Annotated in this window: 16 protein-coding genes and 1 pseudogene; 8 read left to right on the forward strand and 9 right to left on the reverse strand. The window is 68.1% G+C overall.

Annotation, left to right across the window (positions count from 1 at the left end; translation table 11 throughout):
* The first annotated feature begins 129 nt into the window (after nt 1–129).
* Entirely contained in the window at nt 130–1281 is a 1152-nt protein-coding gene (locus J8M50_RS46305; RefSeq protein WP_010360792.1) for an XdhC family protein, read from the forward strand.
* Nucleotides 1282–1318: 37 nt separating this feature from the next.
* Here J8M50_RS46305 and J8M50_RS46310 read toward each other — a convergent pair whose 3' ends face one another.
* Nucleotides 1319–2206, reverse strand: coding sequence for a helix-turn-helix domain-containing protein (locus tag J8M50_RS46310; RefSeq protein ID WP_162947185.1), 888 nt, complete (start codon nt 2204–2206; stop codon nt 1319–1321).
* 845 nt (nt 2207–3051) lie between these two features.
* Nucleotides 3052–4647, reverse strand: coding sequence for a phytoene desaturase family protein (locus J8M50_RS46320; protein ID WP_010360788.1), 1596 nt, complete (start codon nt 4645–4647; stop codon nt 3052–3054).
* Between the two features lie 84 nt (nt 4648–4731).
* On the opposite strand from J8M50_RS46320, the gene J8M50_RS46325 reads away from it, so the two are divergent.
* A complete protein-coding gene (locus tag J8M50_RS46325) occupies nt 4732–5247 on the forward strand; it encodes a winged helix-turn-helix transcriptional regulator (protein ID WP_010360786.1) in 516 nt (171 codons plus the stop codon).
* A 603-nt stretch (nt 5248–5850) separates the two neighbouring features.
* Here the strand turns inward: J8M50_RS46325 and J8M50_RS46330 are convergent.
* Together J8M50_RS46330 and J8M50_RS50350 are read right to left on the reverse strand one after the other, a co-directional pair.
* Nucleotides 5851–6396 carry a protein kinase family protein gene (locus J8M50_RS46330; protein WP_075692307.1) on the reverse strand — a complete coding sequence of 182 codons (546 nt, stop codon included), beginning with the start codon at nt 6394–6396 and terminating at the stop codon, nt 5851–5853.
* Nucleotides 6329–6565, reverse strand: a complete 237-nt coding sequence (locus J8M50_RS50350; RefSeq protein WP_078481544.1) for a protein kinase domain-containing protein — start codon at nt 6563–6565, stop codon at nt 6329–6331. Before J8M50_RS50350 ends, J8M50_RS46330 begins: the two co-directional genes overlap by 68 nt.
* 825 nt (nt 6566–7390) lie before the next feature.
* Between J8M50_RS50350 and J8M50_RS46340 the strand changes: the two genes are divergently transcribed.
* Nucleotides 7391–7648: a hypothetical protein gene (locus J8M50_RS46340; RefSeq protein ID WP_010360784.1), complete on the forward strand. Its 258-nt coding sequence runs from the start codon at nt 7391–7393 to the stop codon at nt 7646–7648.
* 709 nt (nt 7649–8357) lie between these two features.
* Here the strand turns inward: J8M50_RS46340 and J8M50_RS46345 are convergent.
* The 3 genes from J8M50_RS46345 to J8M50_RS46355 all read right to left on the reverse strand — a co-directional run bounded on the left by J8M50_RS46345 (nt 8358) and on the right by J8M50_RS46355 (nt 12106).
* Nucleotides 8358–9497: a pyridoxal-phosphate dependent enzyme gene (locus tag J8M50_RS46345; RefSeq protein WP_010360783.1), complete on the reverse strand. Its 1140-nt coding sequence runs from the start codon at nt 9495–9497 to the stop codon at nt 8358–8360.
* Nucleotides 9498–9566: 69 nt separating this feature from the next.
* Entirely contained in the window at nt 9567–10580 is a 1014-nt protein-coding gene (locus J8M50_RS46350) for an asparaginase domain-containing protein (protein ID WP_010360782.1), read from the reverse strand.
* 50 nt (nt 10581–10630) lie between these two features.
* Entirely contained in the window at nt 10631–12106 is a 1476-nt protein-coding gene (locus tag J8M50_RS46355) for an amino acid permease (RefSeq protein WP_010360781.1), read from the reverse strand.
* 320 nt (nt 12107–12426) lie between these two features.
* On the opposite strand from J8M50_RS46355, the gene J8M50_RS46360 reads away from it, so the two are divergent.
* Genes J8M50_RS46360 through J8M50_RS46375 form a run of 4 tightly spaced genes read left to right on the forward strand, consistent with a single transcriptional unit; the run spans nt 12427 to nt 15713 of the window.
* Entirely contained in the window at nt 12427–13119 is a 693-nt protein-coding gene (locus tag J8M50_RS46360; RefSeq protein ID WP_010360780.1) for a helix-turn-helix transcriptional regulator, read from the forward strand.
* Nucleotides 13120–13124: 5 nt separating this feature from the next.
* Nucleotides 13125–13562, forward strand: a complete 438-nt coding sequence (locus J8M50_RS46365; protein ID WP_010360779.1) for a RidA family protein — start codon at nt 13125–13127, stop codon at nt 13560–13562.
* Nucleotides 13546–14523, forward strand: a complete 978-nt coding sequence (locus J8M50_RS46370; protein WP_010360778.1) for an ornithine cyclodeaminase family protein — start codon at nt 13546–13548, stop codon at nt 14521–14523. The genes J8M50_RS46365 and J8M50_RS46370 overlap by 17 nt, the downstream gene beginning before the upstream one ends.
* On the forward strand, nt 14520–15713 hold the full coding sequence (locus tag J8M50_RS46375; protein WP_010360777.1) for an alanine racemase: 1194 nt from the start codon (nt 14520–14522) through the stop codon (nt 15711–15713). The genes J8M50_RS46370 and J8M50_RS46375 overlap by 4 nt, the downstream gene beginning before the upstream one ends.
* Here J8M50_RS46375 and J8M50_RS46380 read toward each other — a convergent pair.
* On the reverse strand, nt 15700–15900 hold the full coding sequence (locus tag J8M50_RS46380; RefSeq protein WP_178970221.1) for a hypothetical protein: 201 nt from the start codon (nt 15898–15900) through the stop codon (nt 15700–15702). The two genes, J8M50_RS46375 and J8M50_RS46380, sit on opposite strands and share 14 nt — an antisense overlap.
* A 166-nt stretch (nt 15901–16066) precedes the next feature.
* Between J8M50_RS46380 and J8M50_RS46385 the strand changes: the two genes are divergently transcribed.
* On the forward strand, nt 16067–16471 hold the full coding sequence (locus tag J8M50_RS46385; protein ID WP_010360776.1) for a putative type II toxin-antitoxin system PemK/MazF family toxin: 405 nt from the start codon (nt 16067–16069) through the stop codon (nt 16469–16471).
* A gap of 297 nt (nt 16472–16768) precedes the next feature.
* On the opposite strand, the pseudogene J8M50_RS50500 reads toward J8M50_RS46385, so the two are convergent.
* Nucleotides 16769–17621, reverse strand: a pseudogene (locus tag J8M50_RS50500) (IS701 family transposase); the annotation flags it as partial.
* Nucleotides 17622–17734: the final 113 nt, after the last annotated feature.

Consider the following 17734-nt stretch of genomic DNA (forward strand, 5'->3'; position numbering starts at 1 on the left):
CAGGGCCCGTCCCCCTACCCCACACGGACGGGCTCTGAACGCCGTCCCGCAGACTGGCCCGCCACCGTGTCCCCTGATCCCCCCGTCGGCACGGTGGCGGGCTTTCCGACTGCCACAGGAGAGCCACTCATGCTGAACATCGCGGACACGCTGTACCGCTGGTGCCGCGAGAACCGCCCCTTCGCCCTCGCGACCGTCGTCGAGGTCAGCGGCAGCGCACCCCTGCCACCCGGCACCGCACTGGCCGTGGACGCCACGGGCGCGGCGGTCGGCAGCATCTCCGGAGGATGCGTGGAAGGCGCCGTCTACGAGCTGTGCCGGCAGGTGCTGGAGACGAACGAATCCCCGGTGTGCACGCGCTTCGGCTACTCCGACGACGACGCCTTCGCGGTGGGTCTGACCTGCGGTGGCGAACTGGAGGTCCTCGTCCAGCGGATCGACCCCACCGGCCGGCCCCACCTCACCACTGCCCTGGAGGAAGTACTGGCAGGCCTGCCCGTGGCCGTGGCACAGGTGGTGAACGGTCCGCAGCGCCTGCTCGGCCGCACTCTGTCCGTTCTCGGCGATGGCAGCGCCTACGACGGGACACTGGGCGACGGGAAGCAGGACCGTGTGGTGGCCACGCAGGTGCGTGCGCTGTTGCGAGCGGGACGGACCGCCCGCGTCGAGATCGGCGGGGACGCCGCCATCTGCCCGGAGAGGGTGACGCTCCTGGTCCACACCCAAGCGCCCCGGCCCCGCATGTTGATCTTCGGCGCCGTCGATTTCGCCGCCGCCCTCAGCCAGGCGGGACGCTTCCTCGGCTACCACACCACCGTCTGCGATGCCCGCCCCGCCTTCGCCACCCCCGAGCGCTTCCCCTATGCCGACGAGGTCGTCGTCGACTGGCCCCACCGCTACCTGGAGCGCACGGAAGCCGACACCCGTACCGCGATCTGCGTCCTCACCCACGATGCCAAGTTCGACATCCCCCTGCTGCGCCTGGCCCTCGGTCTCCCGGTCGGCTACATCGGCGCGATGGGCTCCCGGCGTACCCACGAACACCGCATCGAGCGTCTGCGCGAGGCCGGCGTGCCCGAAGCACATCTGGCGTTCCTGCACTCGCCGATCGGGCTCGACCTCGGCGCCCGCACCCCTGAGGAGACAGCGATCTCCATCACCGCCGAGATCATCGCTCACACCAACAACGGCACCGGCCTGCCCTTGTCCAGCATTCCCGGCCCCATCCACGGTTCCGTCCCGGTGGCCCGGATGTCACCGGCCTCGATGCCGTCCGCATGACGGCCCGCCACATCGTCACCCCGGCCGGATCCGTGTCTCAGACTTGCGGCTCCATCTCCCGACCGGTCAGCGTCTCCAGGGCGTTCTCCGATCGGGAGCCCGGCTCCGCGTGATAGGTGTTCAGCCGCATGGGGGCGCCCCCCGGCAGTGCCATGGGCTCGTGGACGAGGTCGAATTCCCCCACCAGCGGGTGCCGCATACGCACGACCTCGCCGGCAGGGGAACAGCTCACCTCGTGCTGTGCCCACAGTCGCCGGAACTGCTCGCTCTTGTGCGACAACTCGAGGATCAACGCCGAGAGATGTGTGTCCTCGGGGCTTTTGCCGGAGTTCCTCCGCAGTACGCCGGCGATTCTCGCAGCCATGCGGTCCTGTTCGGCGAACCGGTCGCGCGCATCGGGCGAGAGGAAGATCAGCCGGGCCATGTTCCGTTCCTCGCGGGGCAGTTGGGACCAGTCCCCGAAGACGGCAGTGGCGAGCCGGTTCCATCCGAGGATGTCCAGGCGCCGGCTGACGACGTAGGCGGGTACGCCGAGCGTGTCGAGGAGGCTCTGGACGGTGGGCCGTAGCCGCTGCGGCGGGGGCGCGGCAGGCGGTGTGCGGCTCCGGTCGGGCTGGGCCAGCCGGATCAGATGGTCCCGTTCCTCCTCGGTCAGGCCCAGGGCGCGAGCCACGGCGTCCAGCACCTCGGCCGACATGGTTTCGCCGTAACCCTGTTCCAGGCGCGCATAGTACGCGTACGACACTCCCGCCAGCTGCGCCAGCTCCTCGCGTCGCAAGCCGGGTACCCGCCGCCGCTCGTACGAGGGCAGGCCGATGTCTTCGGGCTTGAGCCGGGCCCTGCGAGAACGCAGGAACTCCCTGAGCTCGGCGCGCCGGTCAAGTCCGGCTATCACCTTGTCCTCAGGCGCCGCATGTGAAGACACCGCTGTCCTCCGTTCATCAACCGTGATCGCGGATGTGAAGCAGCGTAGCTTCTCGGCTTGGTCGGCGGGCAGTTGGACGAGATCGCACACGGTGTGGCATCGCCTCCACCCGGCCGAACCGCGCGCCCACGGATTCCGTACTCGTCGCAGAGTTTCCGGTTCTGCTGTGCGCCGGACGGACGGACGGGCCGAGCCGGCCACACGGCTGCCGCCTCCGTTCATGATGTCGTTGATGACGCCCCGCTGGGTCACCGCGAGTCCTGCGGCGAGACGCTGCTCTGCCAGTCCCGCGACTGCACGGGCCCGACGACGCCGTCACCCTTTTCGGAGAAGATCTCCTCGAGGTGGGACAGGTTTGGCAAGGTCGGCTCCGCCACGATTGCTCCACCCGGCGGGACCTGCGCGCACCGGCGACAGCGAACCGTCATCCTCGCCCGCTGACGGCTTGGCGGCGCAGGAAGAGATTCATGGCGCTCATGGTCAGCACCGTCTGTTCGTGCTGGTCGAGGACCTCGATGCCGGTGGTGACGAGACCGCGATCCGGCTTGGAACGCGAGGGAACGGGCCCTGCCGGGCCGCCTGGGGATCGTTGTGGATGTTTTGCGGGTCGAACTCGTCGGCGAACCGAAGGATGTCCTCCCTCGTCATGGTGATGCTGCCGTAGACGTACACGGCACCCGGCACGTAGTCCTCGAAGTACCGGTCCTCGACCGAGGCGGCGAAGTCGGTGTCGCTCAGGGTCGTGGCGGTGCCTGTCGTTCCGCGCGGCGCGGAAGCGGTCCCCGGGTGCCGAGATCCGGTCCGGGCACGTGCGTACGCTGCCTTTCTTGCCTCACTGTCGCCGTTCATCCGGTCACGAGGTCTTCCAGGGCGTCGCGCTCCAGGGCGGCCGAGGCCGCGACGACGCCGCCCATGATGGCGCCGCTGACGCCGGCCGACGCCACGTCCTGGCCGGTGAGGAGCAGGCCGGGGACATGGGTGTGGGCACCGAGGTCACGCAGGGCGAACCGCTGTGGGGTGTGGGCGAGAGACATGAAGTCGCCTTTTTCCCTGCCGAGGAAGTGGTTGAAGCTGAGCGGCGTCGCCAGTTCGGTGTGGTCGATGCGGCCTTCCAGCTGCGGGCAGAAACGGAAGACCTGGCCCAGCAGTTCCTCGGTGAGCCTGTTCTTGAGGCGCTCGTAGTCGGCACCCCGGCGCATCCACGCGCTGTCCGCGTACGGCTCGAACAACGACCAACTGGTCAGCCCCGCGATGTCGATGGTGGTGCGTCCCGGGTAGCGGCTTTCCCACGACGGGTCCTTCACGGACGGGAAGGTGATGAAGTACGTCGGCATGGCGCGGTGCTCGGGGTCGGCCTCGAAGGCGGCTATGTCGCCGTCGATGTCGGGTCCGGCGTGGGCCCAGATGTTGGCCGGATCCAGGTCGAGCCGGTCGCCGGATTCCTGGATCCCGATGTTGAGCATGACGTACGTCTGCGAAGGGCCGACGGCCCGCAGGGAGTCGACGAGCCGGGTGGCTTCGGGAGTCCGGTCCGGCAGCAATCGGGTCATGGTGTTGAGCGCACCGGCGTCACTGATCACCAACGGCGCGAGGAAACTCTTCCCGTCCGCCATGAGAACGCCGCGGGCCGAGCCGCTGTCGTCCAGGATGACCCTCTCGGCCTCCGCGGAGATCAGGACGGTCCCTCCGGCTCCGGTGATGACATCGGTCGCCGTCTCCGCGAGTCGTGCGGAGCCTCCGACGGGGAAGTTCGCGCCGTCGATGTAGTGGCGGATGAGCATGGCGTGCATTCCGAACGAGGCGCGGCCGGGGGCGAGGGAGTAGTCGCCGTAGTGGCCGCTGAGCACCGCGCGCAGCTCCGCGTCGTCGGTGAGGTCGGTGAGGACCTCGGTGACCGTCCGGTCCGCGTACGAGCGGAAGGGTGCGGCCAGGTCGTCGTACAGGGTGTCTCCCACCGCGTGCGGAAGGCTGCGGTGGGCGAGGTAGGGGCGAGCCGCACGGTTCGCCGTGTGAACCATGTCGACGTACCGGTCGATGGCCCCGGACTCGTGGGGGAAGTACTCCTTCATGCGGTCCTTGAACCGCTGTACACCGGACCGGTATTCGTACTCCCGCTCCCCGATGAAGACCCGGTTGTACACGTCCGGCATGGGAGCCCACTCCAGCTTGCCGCCGCTGATGTGGTCGAAGATCCGGCGCAGGCCGCTGGTGGACCGGTGGACGTCGCCCATGTAGTGGAGCCCGGCGTCCCATTCGTATCCGGCGCGCCGGAACGTCTGGGTGGCGCCGCCCGCCGTCGAGTGCTTCTCCAGCACGAGGACCCGTTGCCCGGCCCGGGCCAGGAAGGCGGCTGTGGTCAGCCCACCGATCCCCGATCCGATGACGATCGCGTCCCATGCCTGGCCGGCCGTGCTGCGGTGGTAGCTCTCACCGATGCTCACGTGGTGCCCTTTCATCTGACTTCGAAAAACAGTAGTCAGCCTACGGGGGTGGATAGAATCGAGCAACACACAGGAGAGGGAGACGTGAGCGACGCAGCCGAAGCAGAGACTGAGGGCCATCCGGAACGGTGGCAGCGTGACGCGTGGGACATCGAACCCGACTCGATCAATCTCGCCCTGCGGTCCCTCAGCCCGCGGACCACGGGTGTGATCATCAGGGAGGCCTTCTACGGCACACGCCGCTTCGACGACTTCGAGCGCCACTGCGGCATCAGCCCGAGCGTGCTGTCCGCCCGCCTGAGGGACCTCCTCGCCGACGGCATCCTGGAGAAGACCCGCTATCGGGCTCCCGGTACGCGCGGACGCGACGAGTACCGACTCACCGACAAAGGCCGCGCCCTGCTGCCCATCGTGATCGCCCTCAACGAGTGGGCCGAGCAGTGGATCGTCCCGGCCGGCTCCGCCACCATCTCCCTGCTCCACCACGACTGCGGCAGCCCCGTCCGCACGGTGGTGACCTGTGCATCAGGACACGAGATCACCACACCCGGACAGGTCATCGCGAGGCCGGGCCCCGGGGCCCAGCCTGCGTCCGACTGAGCGGCACGCGGCAGTGCGAGGCGGGCGGGGACGCGGGTTCGGCGTCCCGGTGTTCCTCTGTGCCTATCGCTCCCGCGTCGCCCGGACACTCCCCTGGACGTCGTGCTTCGGGCTCTCTCCCGGCCAGTCCTGGCTGCCGTCAGGGCGTGACGCGGCGCCATTCAGAAGGTGCAGCTGTAGGTTCGTACCGGAGCGCGGAGGCAACAGGGTGCGGCGGCCCTCAGTGAAGCCGGCGCTGGATGGGAGGAGCTCGGCGTCCCCTTGTTCGGCGGGCGTAGCCGTCAGCACCGGGTGAGGGTGGACGGCGCCCCTGTGGACTGGTCACGTTTGTCGCTCAGGCCCAGGATGTCTCGGCCGGTCATCGTGACGACGTAAGTACTGCTGTTGGGGCAGGGGATGTCGGTCGACTCTTCGGTGCGACGGAACTTCCGTCACGTTGCTGACCTGCTTGGCCGTCAGCGTTGGGATTGCCCGGCCCGGTGGCGACCCATGTACCTGCCCAGGTATTGGGAAGCGACGTGGTGGCGGATGGCGGCGAAGGCGTCCCGGGGGACGCGTCATAGTCGGAGAAATGCTGCACGACGAATGTGCCCGCCACGGCTATCAAGGCCACGGCCATGGTCCAGGCGGGCCGCCCGGCAGGTAGGGCGGGACATTCACGGTCGCCCTGCGTGGACAGGCGGCAGGACGGCGGTCCCCCGCGTCGGCGGGAGCCGGGCCGAATTCGGGCTCAGGTGACACAGGCGCTTCAGGCGGCGGTTGCACGGTCGCGGTGATCAACGCGTGCGCCTCCTCTTCCCGCACAGCCAGATCTCTCTCCAGTGCCTCGGGAAGCAGCTGCGGCCAGGTACCGCATCGGCTGCCCAAGCGTTCCAACTTGGCGGGTGTGGCCAGCTGCTCGGGTTCCTTGGCCAGACAGGACCGCAGGAGTGGGATCAGGGTCGCCGGAACGCCGGCGAGGTTCGGCTCCTGATGCACAATGCGGTAGAGCAGCACCACAGGCGAGTACTCCTCGTTCGGGCGGGGAAACGGGCCCCGTCCCGTCGCCGCGTACACGAGCACCGCAGCCAGCGAGAAGACGTCACCTGGCGCACCCGATTCCCCGGCAACCGCATGCTCCGGCGCCAGATAGCCGGGGGTACCGATCACGCCTCCGGTCCTCGCGTGACGCGAGTCCTCCATCGCGCGCGATACCGAAGTCGATGAGCAACGGACCGCGTCCGCGTCGACCCACCAGCACATTGGACGGCTTGACATCTCGGTGGGCCAGCCCCGCCCCGTGTACCGCTCCCAGCGCCCCGAAAAGTTCGGCCGCCAGTAGCTACGAGGCACTGCTCCGGCAGGGACGGCGCCGGCACGTACTTGGTGGCGAGCCACGGAGGGCACTGCCCCATCGGGCTGTAGTCCACCACCGCGGGCGTCCCAGGGGAGCGCACCCGGTGGCTGTTACGAAAGCGGACGCCTCGACACCGTCCGGAACAGGTAGACCCGCCCCAAGCCACCCTCGCCGAGCCGCGCCAGTAGTGGATAGCCACCAACAGCCTCCGGATTGCACTGCCGATCAGATTCAGTCCCGGATCGGCACAACCAAGCGCCGCATCCGCAAACATCAGCACCAAGCATCACCTGTCACTCAGCAGCACACCTTTTTCAGCCACGACTCCCGGCAGTCCGAGAATCTGTACCGCCTGTGAGGGTTTCGGTGTTCGGGCCGGGTGAGCGGCCTTCCAGTGGATGCGCCGGAAGTCGCAGCGGACTGGTCCTCCTGCACGAACTCATCGACGGCGGCCTCGTCCGGTTCGTGGAGAGCGCGCTTCGGGCATTGCCACGCGCAGCTCGTCGGCGGCGTCCCACAACCGGTTCTCGATCTCCCGCTGGGTCACTGCCATCGGTCGGTGGTGTCCATGCTCGTCAAGGGGGGGCGACCCGAAGGCCGTGTGTTCCTGCTGTTCGCTCGGCAGGGTGCGTCCCGCAAGTGGATGCCGGACGCGCTCTGCCGGGTGCGACTCATCAGCGATATCCCTGCCCAGGCCTTTCTCGTCCCGCCGTCCACCGATACGGAGAACCTCTTCTTGTCCGCTCATCCTCTCGTGCTCGTCGTTTCTACCGGCGACGAGACCTACTGCGGCTACTGCCTGGAACGGTGGCCGCCGCGTACGACATCGTCCTGCTCACCGGCACCGAGCCGTCGTGGGAGAAGCCGTTCATCGTCGACCACCCCGCGGTCGACCTGAGAGACCCCGCAGCGCTGCTCGCCGGCGGCCGGGCTCTGGCCGAGCATCATGACCTTGCCGACGTGGTCACCTGGGACGAGTGGCACCTCGTCCTCGGGTGCTGGTACGGGACAACGAGGCGGCCATCGGACAGCGCCGGGAGGGACGGGCGACGAGCCGGTGCATGACGTGCATGGGGACTCCCGGCAGCTGATGATCTGCGGGGCTTGCTGTGAAATTCGGCTACAGGGCCTCAGATCCCACAGTTCTGTAGACCCGTATTTGGAATGTTCCGTTCCGCTGTGACGACTTGGCCTTTCCTGGCCGTCTCATTCGAGGGACACGGCGATTCTGTCTCACGATCGTGGCCCCTCGGCGCTGCCTCCCGGCGCTGCGGAGGTGCCGCTCCAGGATGAGGGCCGGGAGATCGACCCGATCGGCCTCGCCGCCTTCGCCAGTACATCTCAGCAAGATCCGCGGCTTCGGCACCTGGCACGGTCATGATCGTCGCCCGACGCCTCACCCGAAGGTCCGCTCCTGTGACTTGCCCCATGCACCTGCACCTTTGCCATCGAGCAGTCCGGTAGCGTGCACATCCGTGCCATTGACGGCGTCCGGCCTGCTCCAGGCCCTCTGCGCTGAACACCTGAGTCCCCTCGCTTGAGGAGTGATTGCGGCAGGGGTATGGGGTGCGTTCACAGGTGCCTCCGGGGGTAGTTGAGGTGTGCTGGTCCGATGTGCGGTCTGTGCGTGAGGCGGTGCTGGAGCCCCGCTCCGGCTCACCGCATAGGCACTGCTCCAGAGCGGGGCGTGCCGTGGGGGGCACCGGATGAACCCGCCGGTGTCCGGGGCCGCGGCGGTCTGATCTGCCACCGCCTGATGAGAGGCGGGTCAGTGTCAGGCGGGGATGTCGGTGATCAGCTGGCTGAGGGTCTGGCTGGCCTTGAGGCCGGAGCCAGTCAGGACGAGGACGACGGTGTCGTCACGGCTGATGTGGCCGTCGGAGTGGAACTGGCGCAGCGCGGGCAGGACCTGAGCGCTGGTCGGCTCGACGAATACGCCGGTGCGTGCGAGTTCGCCGACTGCGGGCAGGAGTTCTTCTTCCGCCACGGCCGTGGCGGCGCCGCTGTCGTGGATGGCTTGGAGGACTTCCCGGTCGCGCACGGGCCGTGCGATGGCGGTTCCTTCGGCGAGTGTCCGGGGCCAGGTGCGGGCGTCGACGGTGGCGGCGCCACTGTCGAGGGCCTGGACAAGGGGGCAGCACTGTTCGGGTTGGCTGACCAGGACGCGGGGCACCTGGTCGATCTCGCCCGCGCGCTGGAGTTCGGCGAAGCCCATGACGCAGCCCAGGACGAGACTGCCGGCGCCGGCCGGGACGAGGACGGCCGAGGGGGCGCTGAATCCCAGGTCCTCCCAGATCTCGTAGGCGATCAGCTTGATGCCCTGGAGGAACTGGGGGTGCCAGTTGTGGCTGGCGTAGAAGCGGGTGTCGGCGCGGCGGACGGCTTCGTCGGCGACGTCCTGACGGCTGCCGGGGACGAGGTCCACGCTTGCTCCGTGTAGACGGCTCTGCACGATCTTGGAGGGAGAGGTGGATGCGGGGGCGATGATCTGCGCGTCGATGCCTGCTGCGGCGCTGTAGGCGGCGATGGATGCGCCTCCGTTGCCGCTGGAGTCCTCCAGGAGGCGACCGACGCCCTGGTGGCGCAGCATGCTGACCATCACGGAGCTGCCGCGGTCCTTGAAGCTGCCGGTGGGGTTCATGGATTCGACCTTGACAGCGACGTCGAGCCCGGCCAGGGTCCGCGGCAGCAGGGGAGTGCGTCCTTCGCCCAGGGTGACGGGTTCGACTTGGGCCAGCGGGAGCGCGGCACGGTAGCGCCACTGGGTGTTGACGCTGGTGTCTATCTGCCGACGGGTGATACCGGGCAGTGGTTCCATCATGAGCGGGGAGCCGTCGTCGCCGCGCCAGCGCGGCTGGTCCGCTGCGTACCGGTGTCCGCTGCGGTCGGTGAGATGCGGGAAGTCTTTGGACATCTGTAGTGCCGTTCGTTCCTTGAGTAGGTGTTGGTGGGGCTGACGTCAGCGGCGCGCGGGCGCGTTGGTTCACGAGACCGGTTCGGGGATGCTGCCGTGGAGGTCGGCGGCAAGTTCGCCGGCGATATTGGTGCGCACCCAGGTGCTGAACCGGCCGGGAGGTATCTCCTGGCTGAGCAGGAACTGCAGCTTCGCGTACAAGGCTTCCAGGGACATGTCGTCCGCGCCGATCGCCCCGGCTCGGGTGAAGAACTGGGCGGCTGCGTACTTGTTCAGGTTGATGCGGGTGTGCAGGCACTGGCTCATGACGACGACAGGGGTACCGCCCGTGACCAGGTTGCGGATGGCCTGCTCCAGGCCGGGCTCGTCGCAGGGACCTTCCCCGGCGCCGTATGCGCGCAGGATGACGGCGGCCGGGGCGGGGGTCGTCATCGCCCGGAAGCGGGCGGCTGTCATGCCGGGGGCCATGGTGATGACTGTTACGTCGTGGCGCCGGTAGGGGGCGGGATCGGCCCATCCATGGCGTGGCGCGTCGGGCGTGCCGTCGTACGGGTTGACGAAGCCGTGCAGGTCCAGCGCCGAGACCTTGGTGGCACGCATGGCGGGCAGCAGGGTGCCGTCGAAGTACACGCTGACGCCGCTGCCGCCCGAGGCAGCGGCCAAGAGGGCGCCGACCACGTTGCCAGGGGCATCGCTGCCGGGCATGCCGAAGGGGACCTGGGAACCGGTGAACACCACGGGCTTGCCGAAGTCCGACAGCGCGAGAGCGGCCGCAGCCGCCGAGTGGGCCAGAGTGTTGGTGCCGTGCAGGACCACGAAGCCGTCATGGGCGTCGTGGTGCGCGTGGAGGTGGTCGATGATCTCCTGCCAGTGCTCGGGGGTGATGTTGGAGGAGTCGATGACCTCTTCGAGCTGGGCGAAGCCGAGGTCGAGGTCGGCGAGGGAGGCGTCAGTGCCCTGGGCGTGGACAGCCCCTTGGACCTGCGCGTGGATGTCGCCGCCGGGTTCGAATCCGCGGGGCGAGGGGACCATGCCAATGGTGCCTCCGGTGTAGAGGAACTGGACGCGGCGTGCGGTGCGCATGCGGAGTTTTCCTTCGTGTGGTGGGCCGGCCGGGGGCTCGCGGCCGGTGATCAGGCGGGCTCGGTCCCGTCGGGGGCGGCGTCCGTGCCGGGCGCGGAATGCGGTCTCTGTGCAGGGGGCAGAGTGGTGGTGGCGATGCGGTTCCTGATGCGGTACCAGCCGATGACCATGAGCACGCAGATGCCGAGGAACAGCAGGATGGTGGGTTTGCCGATGTCGTCGGCGAACCACATGCCGACGATGACCATGGTCAGGAACAGCACGGTGAGCAGGTTCACCCAGGGAGCGCCGGGCAACCGGAACGCAGGCCGGGTCAGCAGTCCCTGCCGGGCGCGCCGCACGAACAGCCAGTGGCTGACCATGATGGAGATCCAGGTGCCGGCGATCCCGATGCCCGCGAGGTTCATGACGATGTCGAACGCCTGTGAGGGACAGACATAGTTGATGACGACGCCGATCACGCCGAGTCCGGCGGTGATCAGCACACCGGCGAAGGGCACCTGGTTGCGGTTGAGGCGGGCGGCGATCCTGGGGCCGCTGCCCGCGATGGCCATGGAACGCAGGGTGCGGCCGGTGGCGTAGAGGCCGGAGTTCATCGAGGACATCGCCGCGGTGATGACCACGAGGTTCATGGCATTGCCGATGCCCGGCAACCCGAGCGCGGAGAAGAACGTGACGAAGGGTGACTCGGACTTGCTGTAGGCGGTCCAGGGCAGCACCAGGGTGAACAGGAGCACGGCGCCGACGTAGAAGATCGCGATACGCCAGAACGTGGAGTTGACAGCCTTGGGGATGACCTCCTCGGCCTTGTCGCTCTCACCGGCGGCCACGCCGACCATCTCGGTGCCGCCGAAAGCGAAGACCACGCCCAGGGCGAGGGTGATGGCGGGCAGCCAACCACGAGGGAACAAACCGCCGTTGTCGGTGATCAGGGCCGGCCCGGGACTGTGTCCGTCGACCTGGAACTGCAGGAGCACGACGGCGGAGGCCACGACCATGAAGCCGACGATCGCGACGATCTTGATTATGGCGAACCAGAACTCGGTCTCGCCGAAGATCTTGACACTGAGCATGTTCACCGCCACGACCAGCGCCAGGGAGATCAGGGCGAGGATCCACTGGGGCACTGGCTTGAAGGCGTCCCAGTAGTGCAGGTACAGAGCGATGGCCGTGGTCTCGGCCATGACGCTGGCACACCAGTCGATGAAGAACAGCCAGCCGGTGACGTAGGCGCCCTTCTCACCCATGAACTCCCGTGCGTAAGAGACGAATGCGCCCGAGGACGGCCGGTAGACGGCCATCTCGCCCAGGGCTCGCATCATGAACCACGTGAACACGCCGCACACGGCGTAGACGAGGGCCAGGGCCGGCCCGCCCAGCGCGAGGCGCCCGCCGGCCCCGAGGAACAGACCCGTGCCGATAGAGCCGCCGATGGCGATCATCCGGATGTGCCGGGGGCGCAGCGTCTTGGCGTACCCGGCGTCGGCCTGGTCGACGCTGCGATGACATGGAGCCTGCTGGCCCATGGACGGCTGTGGTGGCGTCGAAACAGCCGACGCGGGCTTGTCAGCTGGCTGTTTCGGTGACCGGCCTGCCATCGCTCTGCCTCCATCGTAGGTGAACGGTGTCGATCGACACCTGGAGCTGGACGGGAACTCTAGAACTGGATAGAGTGTCTGTCTATAGTTAGATGAAAGATCTAGATTGGTTTTCGATGGCCTGCTACCCGTGGCCCGTGGCATGTGCATCGCATGCCTTCAGGGCGGACGGCCCGCAGAACACAAGGCGGGTAATGGCGGGGAGCGGGATGAGCGGCAGCAACGACAGTGAGGGAAGGGATCGACCGATGTCCGTGAAGGGCGAAAACCGCGGTGGCCAGGACGATGCGCAGCTGCAGGGCGGGCCGGTGGCGGTGGCAGTAGAGGACGAGCATCTCCTCGCGGAGACCGAGAAGATCGCCGTCGCGCTGGGGCGCATGTTCCCCGGCCTGTGTGAGGTGGTCCTGCACGACCTGCGCGACCCGACCCACGCCATCCGCGTCATCGAGAACAACCTGTCCGGTAGGCAGGTCGGCGACTCGGCCACCGAGCTGGGCCTAGCCCGCATCAAGGACCCCGGCTACCCCAGCGTCATTCAGAACTACGCCAACCAGTTCCCCGACGGACGGCCCGCCAAGAGCACGTCGATCGGGATCAAGAACATGGCCGGGGAGTACATCGCCGCCCTGTGCCTGAACCTGGACGTATCGACGCTGTCGCCGGTCACCCTGTCTCTGTCCAACCTGGTGGCGACCGACCCCGAGAACCGCGACGTCGAGCTGGAGACCCTGCGCGACCGCTCCCGCCGGGAACTGCGTGAGGTCATCGAGACGGCCGCCGCTGAATGCTCCACCACCCCGCGGGCCCTTCACAAGGACGTCAAGAAGGAGCTCGTACGCAGCCTGCACCAGGACGGCTACTTCGACACCCGCAACGCGGCCCAGACCATCGCCGACCTCCTCGGTATCTCCCGGGCCAGCGTCTACGCGTACACGAAATGAGGACGATGACCACCGGTGAGAACACCCTCCACGACGCCGGATCAGGCACGGGCGGGGGTACCTCGACAGCGACGTTCGACAGCGCGCAGCTGTTGCCGCCAGCGGGCCATTACTCGCACATCGCCACCCACCGTGGCGTGGCCTATATCTCCGGCCAGCTTCCTCTGGCGCCCGACGGAACCCGGCTGGCCGACGAGCCGTTCGAGGTCCAGGCCCGGCAGGTGCTGGACAACCTCGACGCCTGTCTGGTCACCGCCGGCTCCAGCCGGGAACGGCTGATCTCGGTCACCGTCCACGTGACCGACATCGCCAACTGGCCTCTTTTCGACCAGCTGTACCGAGCCTGGCTCGGCCCGGTCCGGCCCGCGCGGGCCGTTGCCGGTGCCAAGGAACTCCACTACGGCTCCGCAGTGGAGGTGCACGCAATTGCCGCCCTCGACTGAGCCCCAGGCCGCCACGGGCGAGCTGAGAAGCGGACTGCGCTACGTTCCCGAGGAGCAGACCGCAGCCGTGATCAGCCACGAACTGGCGCTCCAGGCCGCCAAAGAAGCCTTCGAGGCCACCGTCGGCTGCGCGGTGCTGGACACACTGAACGTACACGGATCGGACCCCACGAACCGATACACCGTCAAACCGGCCGCCTCCTCCGCCCACGCAGGGCTGAAGATCGGCACCTACTGGCCAGCAAACGACCGCCACGGACTGCCCAGGCACCACTCCACGTTGCTGATCCTCGACCAGAGCATCGGCCGCATTGCCGCCGTGCTCGAGGCCGGCACCGCCAACGCCTACCGCACCGCGGCCGCCGACGCCCTGGCCGTCGACCTGCTCGCCCGCCCGGACGCGCGCACACTTGCCGTCCTCGGCACCGGCCATCAGGCCGGCTACGACGTACGCGCCGTCGCCCGGGTCCGCCCTGTCGACCTGGTCCTGGCCGTCGGACGCGACCCGGACCGGACCCGGGCGTTCACGGACGCGCTCGCCAGTGACGGGATCTCCGCACGGCCCACAGCGGCCGAGGAAGCCGTCACCAGCGCCGACATCATCATCACCGCGACCACCTCCACCACCGCCGACCCGGCCCTGTTCCAAGCAGAGTGGGTCCGGCCCGGCACTCATGTGTCAGCCATGGGCGCTGACGCCCCCGGCAAACGCGAGTTGCCCGCCGAACTGCTGTCCCGCGCACAGCTTTTCTGCGACATAACCAGCCAGTCCCGCAGGATCGGCGAGTTGCAGCACGCCCCGGCTGACGCATCCGTCACCCAACTCGGAGACGTGCTCACCGGGCGAGCGCCGGGCCGACGCACACCCCAGGACATCACCCTTTTCGACAGCTCAGGCATCGGCCTTCAGGACCTCTACCTGGGCCTGGCCCTCCTTGACCGACTGGACACCGCACCATGACCACGCCGCCCCCGCACCCCGCCCCGACCACCTCCGACACCGTGGGCGCACTCAGCCTGGTCGATCCGGACACCCCGTTCGCGGTGCTGGACACGGACAAGGCCACGCACAACATCGCCAGGCTGGCCGACCACGTCAGCACACTCGGCGTCAGCCTGCGACCGCACCTCAAGACCGCCAAGTCCCTTGCCGTCGCCGCCCTGATCCACGGCGACACCCCCGGACCGATCACCGTCTCCACCCTGGCCGAGGCGGAAGCCTTCGCCGACGGCGGGTATACCGACATCCTCTACGCCGTCGGCATCGACCCGCATAAACTCCCGCGCGTCATCGCCCTGCTGCAACGCGGGATCACCCTCAGCGTTCTGCTGGACAGCACGGAACAGGCCCGCGCAGTGCGGGACGCCTCCGCCGCTGCCCGCACGCCCATCCCGGCCCTGATCGAGGTCGACTGCGACGGCCACCGCGGCGGCGTGACCCTCCAGGACCCCACGCTCGTAGAGATCGGCCGCATCCTCACTGAATCCGACAGCCTCGCCGGCGTCCTCGTCCACGCGGGCGAGTCCTATTTCGCCACCACCCGCGCCGAACAGCACAAGGCCGCCGACCACGAACGCGACGTCGCTGTCGCCGCCGCACAGCAGCTGCGCGAGGCCGGCCTGCGCGTGGACACGGTTAGCGTCGGATCCACCCCGACCGCCCACGCCGCAACCGACCTCACCGGCGTCACCGAAGTCCGCGCCGGCAACTACGTCTTCTTCGACCTCGTCATGTCCGGCCTCGGCGTGTGCGAGGTGGACGACCTCGCGCTGTCCGTTGTGGTCACCGTCATCGGTCACCGCCCCGAACACGGCTGGATCCTCACCGACGGCGGCTGGATGGCCATGTCCCGCGATCGGGGCACCGCCAACCAGCGCGTCGACCAGGGCTACGGGCTTGTAACCGACCTGAACGGAAACCCTGTCCCCCAGCTGCTCATGAGCGGCGCCAGCCAGGAACACGGCATCCTCTCCACCCGAGATGGATCCCCCCTTCCGGACCTGCCCGTCGGCACCCGGCTGCGCGTCCTGCCCAACCACGCCTGCGCCACCGCCGCCCAGCATCACGGCTACCACGTCGTCGACAGCAGCCGGGACACCACCGGCACGCCGGTGATCCAGGCCTACTGGGGGCGTGTCACGGGCTGGTGAGAACACCGGCGGCCAGCGCCGATGCTCTGCCCCCGAACTTGGTGCCGTACGCATCAGGCGTACGCGTGCTCGGGCTCGGCGCGACCTGGATGCCCAGGACGTGGGAACGGGGCGTCAGGCTTTGGTGGGCAACTCGGCCGACCGTGGGACTGATGGTTCCGGTGAAGCGTCCCGCTATCCGGCTCATCAGGCCCTCTAACGGCTCCTGCCGGCAGGCAGGGTCTACGCTGTGACCTGCGGCCACCGCATGATCGTTTGTCTTCACGCGGCGATGATCAACGGTGGTCGCACCCGTCTCCGCACCGCGTCAGGTCGCGCAGCGTCGGCCTGCCGTCCTGTGTATCGGAGGGCTTGTGCAACGTGGCGAAGTCTGGTGGGTCCAGTTCGACGAGCGGAGGTTGGTCGTACTGCTGTCAGGAGACGACGCGTCAGGGTTCCAGGTGATGCAGGTCGTCGCTCCGGCGGGCCTCGACATCAGCGGTCTGGGCATCGAAGTGACGGTCGGCGCCGGTGAAGGGCTGCTGCTCGAAGGCGTGCTGCGGCTCGCGTTCCCGCGTCCGGGCTTCACCCCGTGCACGTGGCTGACCACCGTGTCCCGGGACGACCTGATAGAGCGGGCGGCCGTCTTGTCCTCCAGGAAGCTCAGCGAGATCGACGATGCCCTCCGACTCGCTGAACAAGCACAGGAGCGGACCTCGGCAACGACCACGAAGCTCAGCGAGATAAGGGACGCCCTCCGTCGCGGTGAACTCGGGTAGACGGAGAAGGAGCCGACGCCCGCGACGGCATGAGCGATCTCGGGTGAGGTGATCCACGTTGGGCGCCTGCCGCCTTGACGCCCCTCACCATCGAGATCACGATCTACGGCTGGAGTACTGATACTCCAGCAGTACTTTGACGTTTTCCCTGTTCAGGGGAGGTCTGGATGAGTGTAGTGGGCTGTTGGTCGGCCCGTGTTCTCTTTCCCGGACGGCCCCCCCCGATCGTGTGCAGCCGCCGCTGATAGTGGCAGCGGCGGGCGGCGGCTTGGCGTCGTCTGCGCCAGTGTGACCATGTCAGCGCGCGTTGGCTGGTGAGGTGTTGGTGAACGGCGATGGGTGAGTGGACAGTTGCCAGGAGCCGCCGAACTTCTGCCATGGTGAGGGGCGCGAGGCAGGAACCGTTTCTGCTGCCCCTTTTACTGCGGCATCGGCGGCCATGGAATGCGTGCGCCAGCATGGCCAGGGTGATGTGCCGCGTCCAGCCGGTGTAGCGGCGGACTCCGTACTGGTCGGGGCCGCACTCGTTCTTCGCGGCCTGGAAGGCTTCCTCGATGGCCCAGCGCATCCCGGCGACGCGGACCAGGTGCTCGACCGTGGTGCCGAGCGGTGCGTGGCCGAGGTAGTAGGCGATCTCTCCGGGCTTGCTGATGCTGCGGCGTGCCAGTGCCCAGCGCTGGTGGGTGGGCATCTCGCCGTCGAAGTCCTCGACGGATGTGACCTGTAAGGCGGCTCAGTGGTAGATGCGCGGGCCCTTCGCGCCGTCACCGCACGAGTGTTTCTCCCACGCTTCGTCAGGAGCCTGGGAGAAGAGGTGATCGATGCGTCCGAAGTGCGGCACCTGCTGGGACTTGGGGACCGCGAGCACATGTCCCAGGCCGGTCTCCTCCAGCATGCGGGGCAGTCGCCACTCCTGACCGTAGGCGGCGTCTGCGGTCACCCAGGTGATCGGCAGTGGCGAGGCGATCGCGCGCAGCACTATGGCCTTGGCCAGATCGGGCTTGGTGGCGAAGGCCCGCTCGTCGGGGACGTGGGCGGCCCGGCAGCGGTCGCAGTCGTCGGTCCATGACTTGGGCAGATACAACTCCCGGTCCACCAGGGCGCGTCCACGTGTGGTGGCGTAGGCGGCGAACACGCCGATCTGGAAATTCCTGCCGGGAGATCGGACGGTTCTCTGGGGTTCCGGTGCGGCTTCCTTTCTCGGTGCCCATCTCGATTCCCATCTCGGTACTCATTAGACAGGAAACCCCTGGAGTCGCCTTT

It is taken from the genome of Streptomyces acidiscabies (assembly GCF_020010905.1).
GTDB classification, from domain to species: domain Bacteria; phylum Actinomycetota; class Actinomycetes; order Streptomycetales; family Streptomycetaceae; genus Streptomyces; species Streptomyces acidiscabies.